At 73.7% G+C, this 16,872-nt stretch carries 20 protein-coding genes and 1 tRNA gene; 7 read left to right on the top strand and 14 right to left on the bottom strand.

The window, feature by feature from the left end; translation table 11 throughout:
* The coding region (locus VG869_00915) for a hypothetical protein (GenBank protein HEV3449740.1) at nucleotides 1-223 on the top strand (223 nt) is incomplete at its 5' end.
* Nucleotides 224-238: 15 nt separating this feature from the next.
* Here the strand turns inward: VG869_00915 and VG869_00910 are convergent.
* Together VG869_00910 and VG869_00905 are read right to left on the bottom strand one after the other, a co-directional pair.
* Nucleotides 239-1,027 carry a dienelactone hydrolase family protein gene (locus tag VG869_00910; protein HEV3449739.1) on the bottom strand — a complete coding sequence of 263 codons (789 nt, stop codon included), beginning with the start codon at nucleotides 1,025-1,027 and terminating at the stop codon, nucleotides 239-241.
* 1 nt (nucleotide 1,028) lies between these two features.
* Nucleotides 1,029-2,558, bottom strand: coding sequence for an MFS transporter (locus VG869_00905; protein HEV3449738.1), 1,530 nt, complete (start codon nucleotides 2,556-2,558; stop codon nucleotides 1,029-1,031).
* 45 nt (nucleotides 2,559-2,603) lie between these two features.
* On the opposite strand from VG869_00905, the gene bcp reads away from it, so the two are divergent.
* On the top strand, nucleotides 2,604-3,077 hold the full coding sequence (gene bcp, locus VG869_00900) for a thioredoxin-dependent thiol peroxidase (protein ID HEV3449737.1): 474 nt from the start codon (nucleotides 2,604-2,606) through the stop codon (nucleotides 3,075-3,077).
* Nucleotides 3,078-3,175: 98 nt separating this feature from the next.
* Nucleotides 3,176-3,565 (top strand): nuclear transport factor 2 family protein, encoded by a 390-nt coding sequence (locus VG869_00895; GenBank protein HEV3449736.1) that lies wholly within the window; start codon nucleotides 3,176-3,178, stop codon nucleotides 3,563-3,565.
* Between the two features lie 163 nt (nucleotides 3,566-3,728).
* On the opposite strand, the gene VG869_00890 is transcribed toward VG869_00895, so the two are convergent.
* The 9 genes from VG869_00890 to VG869_00850 form a co-directional block, all read right to left on the bottom strand.
* Nucleotides 3,729-4,358, bottom strand: coding sequence for a hypothetical protein (locus VG869_00890; GenBank protein ID HEV3449735.1), 630 nt, complete (start codon nucleotides 4,356-4,358; stop codon nucleotides 3,729-3,731).
* 71 nt (nucleotides 4,359-4,429) lie between these two features.
* Nucleotides 4,430-5,185, bottom strand: a complete 756-nt coding sequence (gene fabI / locus VG869_00885) for an enoyl-ACP reductase FabI (GenBank protein ID HEV3449734.1) — start codon at nucleotides 5,183-5,185, stop codon at nucleotides 4,430-4,432.
* Nucleotides 5,186-5,194: 9 nt separating this feature from the next.
* Nucleotides 5,195-6,586, bottom strand: a complete 1,392-nt coding sequence (locus VG869_00880; GenBank protein HEV3449733.1) for a carboxyl transferase domain-containing protein — start codon at nucleotides 6,584-6,586, stop codon at nucleotides 5,195-5,197.
* Nucleotides 6,583-7,839, bottom strand: a complete 1,257-nt coding sequence (fabF, locus tag VG869_00875) for a beta-ketoacyl-ACP synthase II (protein HEV3449732.1) — start codon at nucleotides 7,837-7,839, stop codon at nucleotides 6,583-6,585. The genes VG869_00880 and fabF overlap by 4 nt, the downstream gene beginning before the upstream one ends.
* A complete protein-coding gene (acpP, locus tag VG869_00870) occupies nucleotides 7,836-8,087 on the bottom strand; it encodes an acyl carrier protein (GenBank protein HEV3449731.1) in 252 nt (83 codons plus the stop codon). Before acpP ends, fabF begins: the two co-directional genes overlap by 4 nt.
* Nucleotides 8,088-8,119: 32 nt before the next feature.
* The gene (gene fabG, locus VG869_00865; GenBank protein ID HEV3449730.1) at nucleotides 8,120-8,863 is read right to left on the bottom strand and encodes a 3-oxoacyl-[acyl-carrier-protein] reductase; all 744 of its coding nucleotides are present in this window, start codon (nucleotides 8,861-8,863) and stop codon (nucleotides 8,120-8,122) included.
* Nucleotides 8,860-9,846, bottom strand: a complete 987-nt coding sequence (locus tag VG869_00860; protein ID HEV3449729.1) for a beta-ketoacyl-ACP synthase III — start codon at nucleotides 9,844-9,846, stop codon at nucleotides 8,860-8,862. Before VG869_00860 ends, fabG begins: the two co-directional genes overlap by 4 nt.
* Nucleotides 9,847-9,848: 2 nt before the next feature.
* On the bottom strand, nucleotides 9,849-10,109 hold the full coding sequence (locus VG869_00855) for a hypothetical protein (GenBank protein HEV3449728.1): 261 nt from the start codon (nucleotides 10,107-10,109) through the stop codon (nucleotides 9,849-9,851).
* Nucleotides 10,109-11,029, bottom strand: coding sequence for an ACP S-malonyltransferase (locus VG869_00850; protein HEV3449727.1), 921 nt, complete (start codon nucleotides 11,027-11,029; stop codon nucleotides 10,109-10,111). Before VG869_00850 ends, VG869_00855 begins: the two co-directional genes overlap by 1 nt.
* A gap of 119 nt (nucleotides 11,030-11,148) precedes the next feature.
* On the opposite strand from VG869_00850, the gene fabZ reads away from it, so the two are divergent.
* On the top strand, nucleotides 11,149-11,580 hold the full coding sequence (fabZ, locus tag VG869_00845) for a 3-hydroxyacyl-ACP dehydratase FabZ (protein HEV3449726.1): 432 nt from the start codon (nucleotides 11,149-11,151) through the stop codon (nucleotides 11,578-11,580).
* Nucleotides 11,577-12,626, top strand: a complete 1,050-nt coding sequence (locus VG869_00840; protein HEV3449725.1) for a GDSL-type esterase/lipase family protein — start codon at nucleotides 11,577-11,579, stop codon at nucleotides 12,624-12,626. The genes fabZ and VG869_00840 overlap by 4 nt, the downstream gene beginning before the upstream one ends.
* A gap of 1 nt (nucleotide 12,627) precedes the next feature.
* On the opposite strand, the gene VG869_00835 is transcribed toward VG869_00840, so the two are convergent.
* A complete protein-coding gene (locus VG869_00835; GenBank protein HEV3449724.1) occupies nucleotides 12,628-12,870 on the bottom strand; it encodes a hypothetical protein in 243 nt (80 codons plus the stop codon).
* A 107-nt stretch (nucleotides 12,871-12,977) separates the two neighbouring features.
* Here VG869_00835 and VG869_00830 point away from each other — a divergent pair, with 107 nt between their 5' ends.
* Nucleotides 12,978-14,408 carry an LCP family protein gene (locus VG869_00830; protein ID HEV3449723.1) on the top strand — a complete coding sequence of 477 codons (1,431 nt, stop codon included), beginning with the start codon at nucleotides 12,978-12,980 and terminating at the stop codon, nucleotides 14,406-14,408.
* Nucleotides 14,409-14,420: 12 nt separating this feature from the next.
* On the opposite strand, the gene VG869_00825 is transcribed toward VG869_00830, so the two are convergent.
* A tRNA-Leu gene (locus VG869_00825) sits at nucleotides 14,421-14,504 on the bottom strand.
* A gap of 388 nt (nucleotides 14,505-14,892) precedes the next feature.
* Here VG869_00825 and VG869_00820 point away from each other — a divergent pair.
* Nucleotides 14,893-15,666: an ice-binding family protein gene (locus VG869_00820; GenBank protein HEV3449722.1), complete on the top strand. Its 774-nt coding sequence runs from the start codon at nucleotides 14,893-14,895 to the stop codon at nucleotides 15,664-15,666.
* A 233-nt stretch (nucleotides 15,667-15,899) separates the two neighbouring features.
* Here VG869_00820 and VG869_00815 read toward each other — a convergent pair.
* Nucleotides 15,900-16,872 (bottom strand): PQQ-binding-like beta-propeller repeat protein (locus tag VG869_00815; protein HEV3449721.1); only part of this gene is annotated, 973 nt, incomplete at its 5' end.

Below are 16,872 nucleotides of genomic sequence, written 5' to 3'. Positions count from 1 at the left end.
CACCCACCCGTCGAGCCTCGTCGTCAGCGTGGACTACGCGGTGCCGGACGGCACCTACCGCCTCCAGCTCGGCCGGTACGCCGCGGCGCGGCCGATCGGCTCGATCACCATCGCCGGCCACCGGGGTCAGTGGGTCGGCGTGGCGTCCGTGCCGCGGGAGGACGGCACCGTCGCGCTCGTGGCCCCGAACGGCACGGTGGTCTGCCACGCCGCGGTGAGCTAGGCGGGCGGCCGGCGCTCAGCCGCGGAGGCGCTCGTCGAAGAAGCGCAGCACCTGCTCGAGCGCGTCGCGGGTCGGGTGACCGGGCTCGTCGACGAGGTCCAGGGTGAGCACGCTGTGGGCCTGCGGGCCGATCCCGAACCGGTTGCCCTTCGACGAGTCGATCTCGACCGCGACGAAGCGGTCGCCGAGGGCGCGACGCAGGGTGTCGAAGCGGGTTGGGGGGACCAGCCGGTCGGCGGAGAACCGGAGCGCCAGGAGGCAGGCCCCCGCCGCGGCGCGCTCCGTGACGCGCGCGAGGTCGGCGTCGCTGACGCCGGTCGCGGCCCGGCGCCGCCGCCCCACGGCCAGCGGCAGGGACGGCTGGCTCAGGACGGGGGCCAGCATGCGGTCGTCGACCATCATCCCGAGCGCGAACCCACCGGTGAAGCACATCCCGATCGCGCCCACGCCGGGACCGCCGCAGGCGGCGTGGGCGTCGGCGGCGAGCGCGCGCAGCCACCCGATGACCGGGCTGGTCCGGTCCAGCGCCCAGGTCGTGAACTCGCGCGCGACGCACCCGTGGGTGAAGGAGCGCATCGCGTAGCTGGCGCTGAACCGCCGGCCCGGCGTCCCGAACAGCGATGGCATCCGCACGTGGAAGCCGCGGGCGACGACGCGGCGGCCGAAGTCGATGACGCCCGGGTGGAGCCCGGGGGCCTCGTGCACCACGATGACCGCCGGTCCGGTGCCGGCCGAGTACACCGGTCGCTCGTACCCGTCGTGGGCGAAGGTCGAGCGGGTGAAGCCGTCGATGGCGACGTCCATGTCAGGCCTCCGAGGGGCTGATGTCGTCGAGGGGCCGGGTGGCGGTCTCGGGGAGCCGGGGGAGGAAGACGAACGCGGCGAGCAGCGGCGCCAGGCCGCAGAGGGCGATGGCGGGGCCGAGGCCGCCGACCGGCCCCTCGAGGGTCGTCGCCAGCAGGAGCCCGGTCGCCGACCCGGCGACGCCGCACACGAGCAGCACCCCGTTCCTCGTCCCGCGGGTCTCGGTCGGGAACAGCTCGGCGTCGAGCGCCCCGATCGTGAGGCCGGCGGAGGCCGCGGCGACGATCGCGATCGTCGCCGACAACCAGAGCAGCGCGCCGCCCGACACGAAGAACGCCATCTGGAACAGGCTGGCCAGCACGAGGGCGGCGACGCTGACCGGCCGGCGCCCCCGCGTCTCCGCCAGCCGCCCGGCGAGCACGATGCCGAGGAAGCCGGGCACGCCCGCGGTCACGGCGCGGAAGGCGGCGACGCTGGCGTTCGAGTAGTGGTGCGTGTGCGTCAGGTAGCGGTTCGTGAGCTGCGACGACGGCGCGCTGAAGACGTTGGCCAGGAACGCCACCGCGCCGAGGGCGAGGAACCGGCCCGCGTAGCGGGGGGCGGCCGCCCGCGCCCGCGGCCCGAGCGCCGCCCGCCGGGCGGCCATCCGCGAGTAGCGGTGGGTCTCGGGCAGGTGGCGGGCCAGGCTGGGCAGCGCCAGCAGGGCGAGCGCGCTCACGAGGAACGAGAGCCGCCACCCGTCGGCGCCGAGGTCGGCGAGGGGCAGCAGCACCACCGAGATCCCGAACCCGAGGCCGAGCGCGAGGCCGAACATCGAGAGGGCGAAGGCCCGGGCCCCCTCGGGCGCCTCCTCGATCGCCACGATCGACGCCACCACGAGGGTCGCGTTCACGAGGGCCCGCACGAGGATCTGGGAGGCGATGAACACCTCGAAGGTCGGCGAGAACGCGGCCGTCGCGTTGGCGACGCAGATCCCGACCAGCCCGTAGAGGAGCAGCCGTCGCCGCCCGTACCGGTCGGCGAGGGCCGCCGCGACCAGGGAGACGAGCACCCCGACCCGGGTCAGCGCCAGCGCGAAGCCCAGGGCCTCGTCGGACCGTCCGAACGACGCCGTGACGGCGTCGCCGTTCTGGGTCAGCAGCGACCCGCCGAAGTTCGCGAGGGCACCGAGCGCGGCGACGGTCGCGAGGGTCGCCGCCTGCGCGGCGCTGAACCCGACCGGGGGGACGAGCAGGAGTCGCCGCCGCGGCCGGGGCGGCGGCGCGTCGGCCAGGTCGGCCCGCACCCGGTCGACCGCCTCCCGAAGGTCGCGCCGCGCCGCGACCGCGGCCATGGCGCGGACGAACCAGCCGAAGTACGGGACCGCGCCCGGCGGCACGGCGCGCAGCTCGAGCGTCGACGCCGCGTCCCCGTCGGGCTGCACGTCGACGGCGATCTCGCCGACGGGCCGCTGCTCCGCGAGGACCCGAGCCAGGCTGGCGCGCACGCGCTCGGCCGGCGCGTCGAGCCTGACCTGCACGCGCCGGCCCACGAAGGGGCATGCTATGGCCTGCCCGTCGCGGCGGAAGGCGATCACATGGCGAAGCTCAAGGTCGGCGCGAAGGCCCCGACGTTCTCCCTGCCCGACCAGTCGGGCAAGCGCGTGCGCCTCGCCGACTTCAAGGGTCGACGCGTCGTCGTCTACTTCTACCCGAAGGCCGACACGCCCGGCTGCACCGCGCAGGCGTGCGCGCTCCAGGAGGCGCTGCCGATGTTGCGCCGGGTGAAGGCGGCCGTGGTCGGCATCAGCCCGGACCCTCCCGACAAGCAGCGGCGGTTCGCCGACAAGTACGGGCTGCGGTTCCCGCTGCTCGCCGACGAGGACCACGCCGTCGCCCGGGCCTGGGGCACGTGGGGCGACCGCAGCATGTACGGCCGCACGTTCAAGGGCATCATCCGCTCCGCGTTCGTGCTCGACGAGAAGGGCACGGTGGCGGCCGTCTTCTACAAGGTCAGCCCGAAGGCCACGGTCGGGCTGGTCACGGACGCCTTGCAAAGTCTCGGCAAGTAGGAGCCGCGCCGCCGGTTGACGTCCGACTGGGCGCCACTATGGTTCGGCCACGCGCGCTGGTGCTCCGGTCGGTGCCAGCCCAAACGGGGAGGACACCGATGGCCGACTCCAAGGAAGGAACCGTCCGCCGGGGCTACCAGGCCTTCAGCGAGGGCGACATGGACACCCTCCGATCGCTCATGACGCCCGACGTCGTGCACAGCGTCCCGGGACACAACCTGACCTCGGGTGAGCACAAGGGCATCGACGACGTCCTCGGGCTGTACGGGCAGTTCTTCGAGCTGACGGGGGGCAGCCTCTCGGTCGACCTCAAGTCGGTCACGGCCCAGGGGGACAAGGTCGTCGCGGTCCACCGCGCGAAGGCTTCGCGCGAGGGTCGGACCATCGACACCGAGGAGACCCTCGAGTTCTCGTTCGCGGGCGACAAGATCTCCCGGCTCGATGAGAGCTACTCGGACGAGGCCGCCGAGGACGCGTTCTGGGGCTAGTTCGAGGTCCGTGGCGGCACGTCTGTCAACGGATCGAATTCGAACTGGCGTTGCCCGCGTCGCAACGCGATCGAGTGCGACGCGGACCAGACTCGGGTGGGTCCTCGGGGAGTGGGTGGCCCTTTCGTGAGCCGCGGTCGTGTTCGCGCGACCTGGGGACCGGTCAGCGGGGGTCGGCCCGGTCGAGGTTGAAGTGCCGCACGACCGAGGCGATCCAGTCCGTCTCCGGCCCGGGGTCGAGCGCGAAGCGGCTCACGGTGCGCTGCCCGCCCTCACCGTCGCTGTACAGCAGGTCGATCGTCATGGGCTGGCGGGCGGTGACGAGCTGGTGGAGGTCCGGGTAGCTCGCCTCGTTGGGGTCACGGATCGCGCCCTGCCAGAAGCTGGTGTCGCCGGGGGCCACGTAGAGGTCGCGCTGCTGGCGACGGAAGCGGTCGAGGTTCGGGAACTCCTGGAGCGTGGTGACGCCCGGCTTCGCGTCCCAGCTCTGGAGGACGGCGATGCCGGCGCCGGCGTTGCGCAGCGACATGGCGAGGAAGATCACGCCGTCCTCCTCCTCGACGGACGCCCGGCCGCCCCGCACCGTCGTCCACCGTCCTTCGAGCCAGCGGAGCTTCTCGGGCGGAGCCTGGAGGTGCGACGGCATGAGCACGGGCCGCAGCCCGATCTGGACCGCGCGCTCGGCGATGCGGGCCGACCGGTTGGCCGAGCGAACCGACACGAAGGTGGCCACGGCGAGGACCGTGGTGCCACCGGCGGTCGCGAGTGACGAGATCGTCGCCCAGTCGGCCACGACGGGCAGCCTACGAGCGCGCCTCCGACGCCGCTCCGGGTGCTGGCGACGCCGCCGCGGAGCCGGTTCGATCAGGCGCCGACGGCGTGGACGCCCCCGTCGACGTGGACCATCTCGCCGGTCGTGGCGGGGAAGTAGTCGGAGAGCAGCGCGACGCACGCCATCGCGACCGGCTCCGAGTCTCGGACGTCCCAGCCGAGCGGGGCCCGCTCTGACCACACCGCCTCGAAGTGCTCGAAGCCTGGGATGCTCTTCGCCGCCACCGTCCGGAGCGGCCCCGCGGCGACAAGGTTGACCCGGATCCCCTCCGGGCCCAGGTCGCGAGCGAGGTAGCGGGCGGTCGACTCGAACGCCGACTTGGCGACGCCCATCCAGTCGTAGACCGGCCAGGCGCGGGTGTTGTCGAAGTCGAGCCCGACGATCGAGGCACCCCGGCCGAGGAGGGGACGCGCGGCGACCGCCAGCGCCTTCAACGAGAACGCCGACACGTGCAGCGCCACCGACACGTCGGCCCACGGCGCGTCGAGGAACCCGCCGCCGAGGCAGGTCTCGGGCGCGTACCCGATGGCGTGGAGCACGCCGTCGAGGTGACCGCCGACCCGTCCTGCGAGCGCGTCGAGGTCGGCGGTGTTCGTCACGTCGAGCTCGACGAGCTCGACGGGGTCGGGGAGTCGGCGGGCCATGCGCTCGGTGAGCCGCATCACGCGGCCGAACGAGGTGAGCACCACGGCGGCCCCCTCCTCCTGGGCCCGCCGGGCGACCGAGAACGCGATCGACGCGTCGCTCAAGACGCCGGTGACGAGAATGCGCTTGCCGTCGAGCAGCATGGTCCGCTCCTACAGAGGTGTGTTGGCGTGGTGGCGGGCGGCCGTGGCCTCCTGCTTGGTGCGGAGCCGCTCGAGCGCGGCGGCGAGGGCCCGCCGCGTGTCGGTGGCACGCAGGACCTCGTCGACGAAGCCTCGCTCGGCCGCGGCGTACGGGTTCGTGAAGCGGCGGTCGTACTCGGCCTCGAGCGCCGCCCGCTCGGGGGCGCGCGCGCCGTCGTCGACCCGGGCCAGCTGCCGACCGTGGAGGACCTGCACCGCCCCCGCGGCGCCCATCACGGCGATCTCCGCCGTCGGCCAGGCCGCGCACCAGTCGTTCCCGAGGCCTTTCGAGTCCATGACGATGTAGGCGCCGCCGTAGGCCTTGCGCAGCACGACGCAGAGCCGCGGCACGGTGGCGTTCGCGTACGCGTGCACGAGCTCGGCGCCGTGGCGGATCATCCCGCGCCACTCGAGGTCCTTCCCGGGCTCGAAGCCCGGCGTGTCGACGAAGGTGACGAGCGGCAGGTTGAAGCAGTCGCACCATTGCACGAAGCGGGCCGCCTTCTCGGAGCCCTCGATGTCGATCGTGCCGGCCCGGTAGTCGGGCTGGTTGGCGACGACCCCGACCGGGTGACCGTCGAGGTGCCCGAGCCCGGTGACGAGGTTGGGGGCGTGCGCGGCGCGGAGCTCGAGGAACGAGCCGCGGTCGAGCACGTCCTCGAGCACGGTTCGCACGTCGTAGGACGCGCTCGGCCGGGCCGGCACGGCGGCGGCGGCCCGCTCGGCGTCCCGGTCGACCGGGTCGTCGGTCGCGACCCGTGGCGGGTCGGCGAGGTGGTTGGCGGGCAGGTACTCGAGGAGGTGCGCGGCGGCCAGGAGGGCGTCGTCCTCGTCGTTGACGACGAGGGCGGCCACGCCGCTGCGCTGCCCGTGGAGCGCGGCGCCGCCGAGCTGACGATGGTCGAGGGCGATGCCGGTGAAGGCCCGGACGGTGTCGGGCCCGCTCACGTACGCGAACGCGTCGACGGTCATGATCGTCACGTCGGCGATTCCGAGCAGCAGCGCCGGCCCCGACACGCACGGGCCGACCACCACGAGGACGGTCGGGACGACGCCGGAGGCGTCGGAGAGCGCCCGGGCCACGCGCCCCCAGCTGTGGAGCGAGGCCACGCCCTCGGTGACGTCGGCGCCCGACGAGGCGACGGTGGCGAGGACCGGCAGCCCGAGCTCGACGGCTAGGCGGACCGCCCGCTCGACGCTGGCGCCCTCCGGCGGCCCGATGGCCCCGACGTGCTTGCCGTCGGAGATCCGGAACGTGACCACGCTCCGCCCGTGGAGCGGCGCGATCGCGGCGGTGGCGGCATCGCTCCGGCGCCCCTCGACGGGCACCGGCGGGCCGCCCGACCGCGTCGGGGTCGTCACCCGGTCGGGGTCAGGACCAGCGTCGCGTTGTGGCCGCCGAAGCCGAAGGAGTTCGACAGCGCCGGCGCCGGTCCGATCTCGCGCGGCGACCCGGATACGACGTCGAGGTCGATGTCGTCGCCGAGCTGCTCGAGGTTGGCGGTCGGCGGGACGACCCCGTCCCGGATCGAGCAGAGGGCGACGATGGCCTCGGCCGCGCCGGCGCCGGCGATCATGTGCCCGAACACGCCCTTCGACGACGTGACCGGAGGCGTGCCGTCGCCGAACACCTTGTGGAGAGCCTCGGCCTCGGCGGCGTCGTTCAGGTCGGTCGAGGTGCCGTGCGCGTTCACGTGACCGACATCAGCGGGCCCGATCCCGGCGTCGTCGAGCGCCTGCTGCATGCACCGGGTCGCGCCGGCGCCGCCGGGGGACGGCGCGGTGATGTGGTAGGCGTCAGCGTTGCGGCCGTAGCCGGCGACCTCCCCGTAGACGCGGGCGCCGCGGCCGAGCGCCCGCTCGAGCGGCTCGAGGACGACGAAGCCGGCGCCCTCCGCCATCACGAACCCGTCGCGCGCGGCGTCGAACGGCCGGGACGCCAGCTGCGGCTCGTCGTTGCGGGTGCTGAGCGCGCCCATGCGGGCGAAGGCCGCCATCGTGATCGTCGTGAGCGGGTACTCGGTGCCCCCGGCGATGACGACGTCGGTGGTGCCGTCCCGGATGAGGCGCGCGCCCTCACCGATCGCGTTGCTGCCGGCGGCGCACGCGGTCGCGATGCACAGCACCGGGCCGGTGTATCCGTACCGCATCGAGATCATGCCGGCGGTGGCGTTCGGCATCATCATCGGCACGAAGAACGGGCTGACCCTCGCCGGGCCCCGCTCGAAGTAGGTCTTGGCGTTCGCCTGGAGGGTCTGCAGCCCACCGATCCCGGTGGCGGCGATGACGGCGCACCGCTCGGGGTCGGCGCTCAGGTCGCCGGCGTCCTCGACCGCGTCGACGGCGGCCGCGTAGCCGAGGTGCGTGACGCGGTCCATGCGGCGGGAGTCCTTCGGCCCGAAGTACGCCTCGGGGTCGAACTCGTCGGGCACGGTGCACGCGAACGTGACCGACAGGCCCGCCTCCACAAACTCGGGGACCGTCGCGGCGGTGGGGCGGGCGTCGCGCACGGTGGCCCAGAACGAGTCGAGGTCGACGCCGGCCGGCGTCTTGACCCCCATCCCGGTGACCGCGATGCGGGGGCGCCCGCGGTGGTCGAGGAACTCCGGGCTCATGCCTTCGACGCCACCTTCGACAGCACGAGGTCGACCGCCTGGCCGACGGTGGTGACGTCCTCGAGGTCCTCCTCGGGGACCGAGATGTCGAACCGCTCCTCGAGGCCCATCACCAGCTCGACGAGGTCGAGGCTGTCGGCGTCGAGGTCCTCCTTGAAGCGGGCGTCCTCGGTGACCGCCTCGGGCTCCACGCTCAGGACCTCGACGGCCACCTCGCGCAGGGCGGCGAGTGCGTCGTCACGCTCCATCTGTCCTCCTCATGCTCGATCGGGGGGCGTGCTCAGTGGCCCATGCCCAGGCCGCCGTCCACCGGGACGATCGCGCCCGTCACGTAGCCGGCGGTCTCGGAGCACAGGAACGCCACGAGCGCCGCGACCTCGGCGGGCGTCCCCAGACGACCGAGCGGGACCGTCGCCTCCATCATGGCCCGCCACTCGGCGGGCATGGCGTCGGTCATCTCGGTCACGATAGGCCCGGGGGCCACGATATTGCAGGTGACGTGCCGCGACGCGAGCTCGCGAGCGACGGCCCGGGTCAGGCCCACGAGTCCCGCCTTCGCCGCCGCGTAGTTCGCCTGCCCCGGGCTGCCGGCGTGGGCGCTGACCGACGACACGTTGACGATGCGGCCCCAGCGGCCGCGCAGCAGCCTCGGCGTGGCGCGGCGGATGGTGTGGAAGGCGCCGGTCAGGTTCGTCGCCAGGACCTGGTCCCACTGCTCGTCGGTCATGCGGGCCACCAGGCCGTCCGCGGTCACCCCGGCGTTGTTCACGAGGATCTCGACCGGGCCGAAGCCGGCCTCGACCTCGTCGAAGGCGGCGTTGACCGCGTCGGGGTCCCGGACGTCGGCCAGGACCGCCATCGCCTCGTGGCCGGCCGCCTCGACCTCCCGCTGGGTCTCCTTGGCCGCGCCGCTCGACGAGCAGCACGCGACCCGGTGGCCGTCGGCGGCGAGGGCGTGGGCGACCGCCCGCCCGATCCCGCGGGAGGCGCCGGTGACGAGCGCGGTGCGGCCGGCGTCGGTCACGCCCGGCCCCAGCGGAGCAGGGCGCTGCCCCAGGTCATGCCGGCGCCGAAGCCGCTCATCAGCACCAGCTGCCCGCCCTGGAGCTCGCCGGCGTCGGCGGCCTCGGCCAGCGCCAGCGGGATCGAGGCCGCGGAGGTGTTGCCGTAGCGGTCGATGTTCACGATCGTGCGCTCCGGGGGGATCCCCAGCCGGTTCGCCGCGGCGTCGATGATCCGGGCGTTGGCCTGGTGGGGGACGAACCAGTCGACCTGCGAGGATGCCACGCCGGCCCGGGCCAGGGTGGCATTCGCGGAGTCGACGACCGCCCGCACCGCCCGCCGGAACACCTCGGGGCCCTGCATCTGCAGGTACTGGAGGCCCTCGGCGAGGGTCTCGGCCGTGGTGGGGCGGCGGCTGCCGCCGGCCGGGACCGCGAGCAGCCCGGCCAGGCTGCCGTCACAGCCGAGGTCCCAGGCCAGGAGGCCGGGGCCGTCGTCCGGCCCGGGCTCGAGGACGAAGGCGGCGGCGGCGTCGCCGAAGAGCACGCAGGTGGTGCGGTCGGTGGGGTCGATGATGCGGGAGAGGGTCTCGGCGCCGATGATGAGGACGTGGCCGAGGGCGCCGGTCGTGAGGAGCGCGGCGCCGGTGACGAGCTCGTAGACGAAGCCGGCGCAGCCGGCGCCGAGGTCGAAGGATCCGCAGCGCAGCCCGAGGCCGTCCCCGACGAAGGCCCCGGTGTGAGGGATCGGCTGCTCGGGCGTGGCGGTGGCCACGATCAGCAGCTCGACGTCGAGGGGCGTGATGCCGGCGGCCTTGATCGCGGCGGCGCCGGCGGCCACGGCCAGGGTGGCGGTGGTCTCGTCGGGGCCGGCGATCCGACGCTCCCGGATGCCGGTGCGCTCGACGATCCACTGGTCCGACGTGTCGACGCGCCGCTCGAGGTCGGCGTTCGTGAGCCGACCCTCGGGCACGGCGGTGCCCCAGCCGGCGACGCAGGCCCGCACGGTCAGGGGACGCGGAGCCAGGCGACGGGCTGGCCCTCCCGCAGCCGCTGGCCCGGGCTCACGAGGACCCCGACGAGGTGGCCGGCGAAGGGGCTGGCCACGGGGGTGGAGGTGCCGGGCCCGTCGACCATCCCGATGGTCTGGCCTCGGGCCACGCGGGTGTCCTCGCCGACCCCCACCGGTCGGAACACCCCGACCGTCGGGGCGACGATCATCCGCTCGGGGACCAGCAGGCCCTCGCCGTGGTCGAGCAGGCCTTCCATCAGCGCACCTCCTCGAGGACGAGGGCGGCGGCGTCGGCCGGGGTGGCCACGCCTCGGACCGGGACGTCGGGCGTGGTCCGCTTGGCCAAGCCGGCGAGCATGGTGCCGTGCCCCACCTCGAGGAAGGTGGTGGCGCCGAGCCCGGTCATGGTGAGCATCGATTCCCGCCACCGCACCGGCACCGCGACGTGCTCGGCCGAGCGGGGCCGCCAGCCGGCGTCGTCGGCGTAGGCCCGGGCGTCGAGGTTCGACACCACCGGCGCCGCGGGGGGACGGAACGTCACGGCGGCCAGGTCGGCGGTGAGGGCGTCGGCGGCGGCGCGCATGAGGGGGGTGTGGAAGGCGCCGCCCACGTTCAGCGGGGTGGCGCGCCGGACCCCCAATTCCTTGGCCCGCGCCGATGCGGCGTCGACGCCGGCGGGGGTGCCGGCGATCACCACCTGGCCCGGGGCGTTGTCGTTGGCGAGCCAGCACGCGTCGGGGGCGGCGGCGCAGGCGTCGAGGGCCTGCTCGGTCGTGGCCCCCAGCAGGGCCGCCATCCGCCCCGGGTGGGCGTCGGCGGCGGCCTGGGTCAGCTCGGCGCGGCGGGCCGCGAAGCGGACCCCGTCCTCGAGGCCCAGCGCCCCGGCGGCGATCAGCGCCGTCACCTGGCCGAGGGAGTGGCCGGCGAAGGCGACCGCGGCGGGGACCCGGTCCCGGATCGCCTCCCACGCCACCAAGGAGGTGACGAGCACCGCGAGCTGGGCCTCCCGGGTGCGGCCGAGCTGCTCGGCGGGGGCGTCGAGGACGAGGGCGGCGAGCGGCTCCCCGAGCGCGGCCTCGGCCCGGTCGACGACCGCCCACGCGGCGGAGTCGCGCCACGGCGCGGCCATGCCGGCGGACTGGGTTCCCTGGCCGGGGAACAGGACGGCGATTCCCACGAGCGTGCTCTCGATTGGGGCGAGCGCCGGGGGGCCCACGGCGCGGTAACCACTTTGGACCACGCCCGGCCCGGCGGGGTTACACCCGTGGGTCAGGCGTGCGAAATAGGGTCGCTCCCGTGCTGGCGAACTCCGACGAGCTGGTCGCCCTGCTCCCGCATCGGCCCCCGTTCCGGTTCGTCGACGCCGTCGACGCCTTCGAGCCGGGGGTGTCGATCGAGGCCCGCTACCGGGTCACCGGGTCCGAGGCCTTCCTCGCCGGCCACTTCCCCGGCAACCCGGTGCTGCCCGGGGTCATCCAGCTCGAGGCCCTGGCCCAGGCCGGCGCCATCGCGGTCCTCGCCGACGAGCGGGGCGCCGGGCGGCTGCCGCTCTTCGGGGGGGTGGAGAAGGTGCGGTGGCGCCGGATCGTCCGGCCCGGGGAGGAGCTGGCCCTGGCCGTGCGGCTCGAGCGGCTGAGCGGGCGGGGCGGCTGGGGTCAGGGCGCCGCCACCGTGGGCGGCGCGACCGCGTGCCAGGCCCGGCTCTTCTTCGCCTTCGCCGACCCGTGAGCCGCCGGGCCGCGGCGGCGCTCGCGGCCGCGCTGGCGCTCGGGACGGCCGGCGGCGCGGGTGCCCGACCGGCGGCCGCGGCCCGTCCACTCTCCATCGTGCAGCTCGGGGACTCGGTGGCCTCCGGCGAGGGCACGCTCTACGGCTACCGCTACGACCGGGCCGCCCGGCAGTGGACCGGCGGCCGCCTCGACGCGCCCTGGCCCGGCCCGTACCCGGCCTGCCACGTGTCCCCCGACGCCTACGGCGGCGTCGTGGCCCGTGCCCTCGGCGCCCGCTTCACCACCTTCGCCTGCACCGGCGCCAGCTACGCCAACGGGGTCGTCGCCCCGCAGGTGCGCACCGACCTGTTCGGGTCGAGCACGCTGCGGCCGGCCCAGTTCGGGGACTGGTCGAGCCGCCGCGACCTCAACGCGGCCTACGACGCGGCCCGGCCGGACGTCGTCCTCGTCACCCTCGGCGCCGACGACGTGCGGTTCGCCCCCGTCGTCACCGACTGCGTCGAGAACGCGTTCGCGGCCCGGTTCGGCGTGGAGGGCCTCCGGTGCACCGCCGCCAACCCGGGCCCGACGATCGCCGCCGACGTCACCGCCAACCTGGCGGCGGTGGGCCCGCACCTCGACGCGCTCGTGACCGCGGTGCGCGCCCGCGGGCAGGCGGCCGGGCGGGTGCCGAAGGTCGTCGTCACCCTCTACCACGACCCCTTCCCGGCCGGCCCGACCCGCTGCCCGGACGTGGCGCTGCTCGACCCGGCCCAGGCCGCCTACCTGCGCGCCCTCGTGCCCCGCCTCAACGCCACCATCCGGGCCGCGCTCACCGGGCGGGCGGGCGTGGTGGTGGCGGACACCAGCGCGGCCATGAAGGGAGCCGACGGGCGCGACCACCGCTGGTGCAGCGCCGCGCCGTGGGCCTACGGGCTGTCGATCTTCCGGGCCCGCGACCCCGCCAGCGTGCTCAGCCAGGCGCCGTTCCACCCGACCCCGGACGGGCAGCGGCGGTTCGCGGCGCTGGTGGCCCCGGTCGTGCGCCGGGTGCTCGGCCGGTAGGTCAGCGCGGCTCGTCGCGTCGCAGCTCGGCGACCCGGGACCGGTCGCCCTCCCGAGCGTCGAGCTCGCCGGCCAGGTCCTCGGGGTTCTCGTGGAGCAGGAGGCGGGCCTCCACGTCCGGGTCGAGCCGCCGGGACTCGGACCGGGCCCGGGGCCACGGCGCCAGCACGATGAGGAGGAGGACGACGAGCGAGCCCCCCGAGACGGCGGCGATCCACGTGATGACGGTGACAGCGGCGATCACGGCGCGCCGAGTGTACCGACGGCCCCGCCGACCGCCGTGCCACCGGGCCGCCGATCGGGCTCGCTGATGACGAGGTGTCGGTCGCTGCCGCCGATACCGTCGAGTCGGTGCGCCGCCGCGCCCCGGACCGGAGCTTCCTCCGCCGCTACGCCCTCGCCTTCGGCGTCGCGTTCGCGCTCGTGGCGGGGGGGATCGTCGGCGTCAACCTGCTGATCGACCAGAAGCTGGCCTCGGTGTCCCGGGTGCACCTGCAGCTGGCGTCGGCGCCGTCGGGCGGGGCCAACTACCTGCTCGTCGGGTCGGACACCCGGGCCTTCGTGCGCAGCCCGTCGGACCGCCAGGCCTTCGGCTCCCAGGCCGGCAACCAGGGCCAGCGCTCCGACACGATCATGGTCCTCCACGCCGAGCCCTCGTCGGGTCACAGCCTCCTCGTGTCGGTGCCCCGAGACCTGTGGGTGCATATCCCGGGGCTGGGCATGGCCAAGGTCAACGCCGCGTTCAGCGCCGGACCCCAGAAGCTGGTGGACACGCTCCAAGCCGCCTTCGGGGTGCCGATCCACCACTACGCCGAGGTGAACTTCGACACCTTCCGGAAGCTCGTCGACGCCATCGGCACCGTTCCGGTCTACTTCCCGACCGCGGCACGCGACTCGTTCTCGGACCTCAACGTGCCGACCCCGGGGTGCCAGCACCTCAACGGCGCGCAGGCCCTCTCCTTCGTGCGGTCACGCGACCTGCAGGTGCTCGACCCGGCGACGCACACGTGGCGGACCCTCGACGCGCTGCCCGACATCGGTCGGGTCGGGCGCCAGCAGGCCTTCGTCCGCCAGCTGGCGTCGGTGGCGCTGCACACCGCGCTCTCGAACCCGCTGAAGGCGAACGGGATCGTCGACAAGGTGGTCGGCGACCTCCGGCTCGACGACGGGTTCTCGCGCGGCGACCTGTTCGCGCTCATCGACGCCTTCCGGACGGTGAACCCGGGCGACCCGAGCCACGTCCAGACGACGACGCTGCCGTTCCGGACCGGCCCCCGGCAGCAGGGCCAGGACGTCCTGTACCTCCAGGAGCCGAACGCGGCGCAGGTGCTGGCGGCGCTCCGCGACTTCAGCGGCACCTCGGGCGGGGCTGCCTCACCGGCGCCGTCGTCGGGCTCGACGCCGGCGGGCGTCCACGTCCGGGTGCTGAACGCGTCGGGCGTGAGCGGCGCCGCGGCCCGGACCCTCGCGGCGCTGCAGCGCGACGGCTTCGCCGGCGCCGGCGCGGGCAACGACCCCCGGCGCCTCGTCGCCGCCACCGAGATCCGGTACCCGAGCGGGAGCGACGCGGCCGCTCGCCTGCTCGCCGGCTACGTCCCGTCGGCGCACCTCGTCACGGACGACACCGTCACCGGCGCCGACGTGGTGCTGGTGGTCGGCCGCGGCTTCTCGGGGCTCAGCCGCCCGGCGCCAGCGAGCGCGCCGGCTCCGAGCCCCGCCCGCGGGGCCGCGCCGTCGACGCCGCAGCCCGGGTCACTCGCGCCGGTCCCCGGCTCCTGCTGACGGCTCGGTGGGTGCCCGGGGCGGGAGTCGAACCCGCACGCCCTTTCGGACAATGGGACTTGAATCCATCGTGTCTGCCAGTTCCACCACCCGGGCCGCGAATCCATGATGGCATGCGCGCCCGAGACCCCACGGTGCCCGGCACGGAGCGACTCGGGCCGAGCGGCCTCGAGCCCGCTGGGAAACGCGGGGGTGGCGTGGGAAATCCTGGGGCAGCTGAGCCCGGGAGAAAAATTGCGCGGTCGGGTGGTCGGAGTTCTGTCGAGAGCCAACCACCGGCCCGTGCGACGGCATCCCCGCCGCCGTGGCCGGAAGCAACTAGCCTTACTTCACGCGTCGGACCTCGTGGATGCGAAAACTCAGTTCATCGCGTCGCTAGTTCGCGGTGACAGGTGGAAGAGAGGTGCATTTGAACGCGGCTCTCGTTACCCGTGCCCTCCGTGGCTTGCTACTCGTTGTTCCTTTGCTGGCTGCCTCCCTGGTCATGGCCGCCCCCGCTGCCGATGCGGCGTCACCGACTCCCGTGAGCCTCGGAACGGCCGATCCGTTCGCGATACTTGCCGGCACCCCGAACATCACGGACGTTCCTCCCTCTGTGATTACGGGGAACGTTGGGTTGAGCCCAGCCACTGGTGCTGGCATCGGCGTGACCTGTTCAGAGGTGACCGGGACCATCTACTCGGTCGATGCTGCTGGTCCTCTTCCGTGTCGGGTCACGAACCCTGGCCTGCTGACGACGGCCAAGAACGACTTGACCGCCGCGTATACCGATGTCGCCGGCCGGACACCCGTTACCACGGTGCCGACCGAGCTTGGTGGTACCACCAAGACGCCAGGCGTGTACGACTCTGCCTCGACCACGTTCGGGATAACGGCCGGAGCGGGTCCCCTCGTCCTCGACGCGCAAGGTGATCCCAATGGCGTGTTCATCTTCGAGATGAACTCAGGCGCGACCGGGCTCACGGTGGGACCGGGCAGTCAGGTGCAGCTCACCGGCGGAGCGCAGGCCTGCAACGTCTGTTGGCGGCTCAACACAGCCTCCATCGACACAACTGCCGTGTTCAAGGGGAACATCCTGGCTCTCACGTCAATCACGGTGAATCAGGGTGCAAACATTGAGGGCCGACTCCTGGCGCGAAATGGCAGCGTGACGCTGATCCAAGACACGATCACGAGGTCCGTATGTGCGGCCGCGGCCGCCCCGCCCGCAGCGCCCGCCGCGCCCGCGGTTCCAACCGTCCCGAGGTTCACCGGCTAGCTATCGCGGAGCACCCCTGGGCGTGGTGTTGCTCGCCCCGTTTCCTCACCGTTGTCCCTGTTCAGAGCCACAGCCGGCGAGTAAGTGCTTGGCGATCACCTCGTTCAGGTCGCGCCGCTGAGCGCTGTGCTACCGGGCGAAACCGCAGGTCAGACGCGAGCGAGGAGGCGCGCATGTTCTCGCCAGTTCGCGGCTGCTCGTGGGCGGTTAGCGGGGCGGCGCCGCCGGTCGCCTCAGTTGGCCACCGTGATGCTCACGTTCGGGCTGCGTCCGGCGTTGCCGGCCGGGTCGGTGGCGACGCTGTTGAGCGTGTAGGTGCCGTTGGGTACCGAGGTGGTGTCCCAGTGGTAGATCCAGCCGTACTGGGTGGAGGTCGCGACGCCAATGAGGGCGTCGTGGTAGCTGCCGCCGGTGAGGTGGAACTCGACTCGGCTGACACTCACGTCGTCAGAGGCCGAGGCGTCGAGCAGCGTGTTCGTTCCTGACACGGTCTTGCCGTTGGAGGGGATGACGACGGAGGTGGTGGGCGGGATCTTCTCGAGACCGAAGGCGTACAGCTTGTTTTCACCGCCGCAGATGCCGTGGGGATCGCAGAAGCGGTACGTGCCGGCATAGACGACCCCGTTCTCCACCACCGCCGACGAGACGATGGCGGCGTTATTTACGGTCCACAGTGGACTGCAGGTCTTGGGGCTGCCCGAACAGTTCGTGCTCCCGGCCGCATCGAATGCAGACAGGCGCTCATCAAATTGGACGTAGAGGACGCCGTTGGCCACCGCCGGGGGGCCCGGACTGGCCCCGGTGGCGGCGGGGTGGGCACCCCACAGCGGACGGCAGGTCTTGGGGCTCCCAGAACAGGTCGAGCTGCCCCCCGCGGCGTCGAACGCATAGAGGTCGCCAGCATCGACATAGACGACGCCGTTCGCCACCGCTGGGGTCACAGGCGTGTCATAGGTGGCGCCGCTCCACAGCGGGGTGCAGGTCTTGGGGCTCCCAGAACACGTCGCGCTGCCCCCGGCGGCGTCGAACGCGTACAACTTCCCGGTTCCAACGTTGCTGTCGAACCCGCCGATATAGACCACCCCGTTGGCCACCGCCGGTGTGCCCACCGGGAGGCCAGCGTCAGCGGTCCACAGCGGGGTGCAGGTCTTGGGGGTCCCCGAACAGTTCGTGCTCCCCGCCGCGTCGTACGCCGCGAGCTTGCCG

Source organism: Acidimicrobiia bacterium, from assembly GCA_035948415.1.
GTDB lineage: Bacteria > Actinomycetota > Acidimicrobiia > IMCC26256 > PALSA-555 > PALSA-555.
Note: the sequence above shows the minus strand (reverse complement) of the source record. Positions and strands in the feature narration are given on the sequence as shown.

Excerpts from the sequence above, each read along its gene's own strand:
- VG869_00910 (HEV3449739.1), bottom strand. The coding sequence starts at position 1,027 with ATGGACGTCGCCATCGACGGCTTCACCCGCTCGACCTTCGCCCACGAC.
- bcp (HEV3449737.1), top strand. The coding sequence starts at position 2,604 with ATGGCGAAGCTCAAGGTCGGCGCGAAGGCCCCGACGTTCTCCCTGCCC.
- VG869_00895 (HEV3449736.1), top strand. The coding sequence starts at position 3,176 with ATGGCCGACTCCAAGGAAGGAACCGTCCGCCGGGGCTACCAGGCCTTC.
- fabI (HEV3449734.1), bottom strand. The coding sequence starts at position 5,185 with ATGCTGCTCGACGGCAAGCGCATTCTCGTCACCGGCGTCTTGAGCGAC.
- fabF (HEV3449732.1), bottom strand. The coding sequence starts at position 7,839 with ATGAGCCCGGAGTTCCTCGACCACCGCGGGCGCCCCCGCATCGCGGTC.
- acpP (HEV3449731.1), bottom strand. The coding sequence starts at position 8,087 with ATGGAGCGTGACGACGCACTCGCCGCCCTGCGCGAGGTGGCCGTCGAG.
- VG869_00855 (HEV3449728.1), bottom strand. The coding sequence starts at position 10,109 with ATGGAAGGCCTGCTCGACCACGGCGAGGGCCTGCTGGTCCCCGAGCGG.
- VG869_00820 (HEV3449722.1), top strand. The coding sequence starts at position 14,893 with ATGGCCGCCCCCGCTGCCGATGCGGCGTCACCGACTCCCGTGAGCCTC.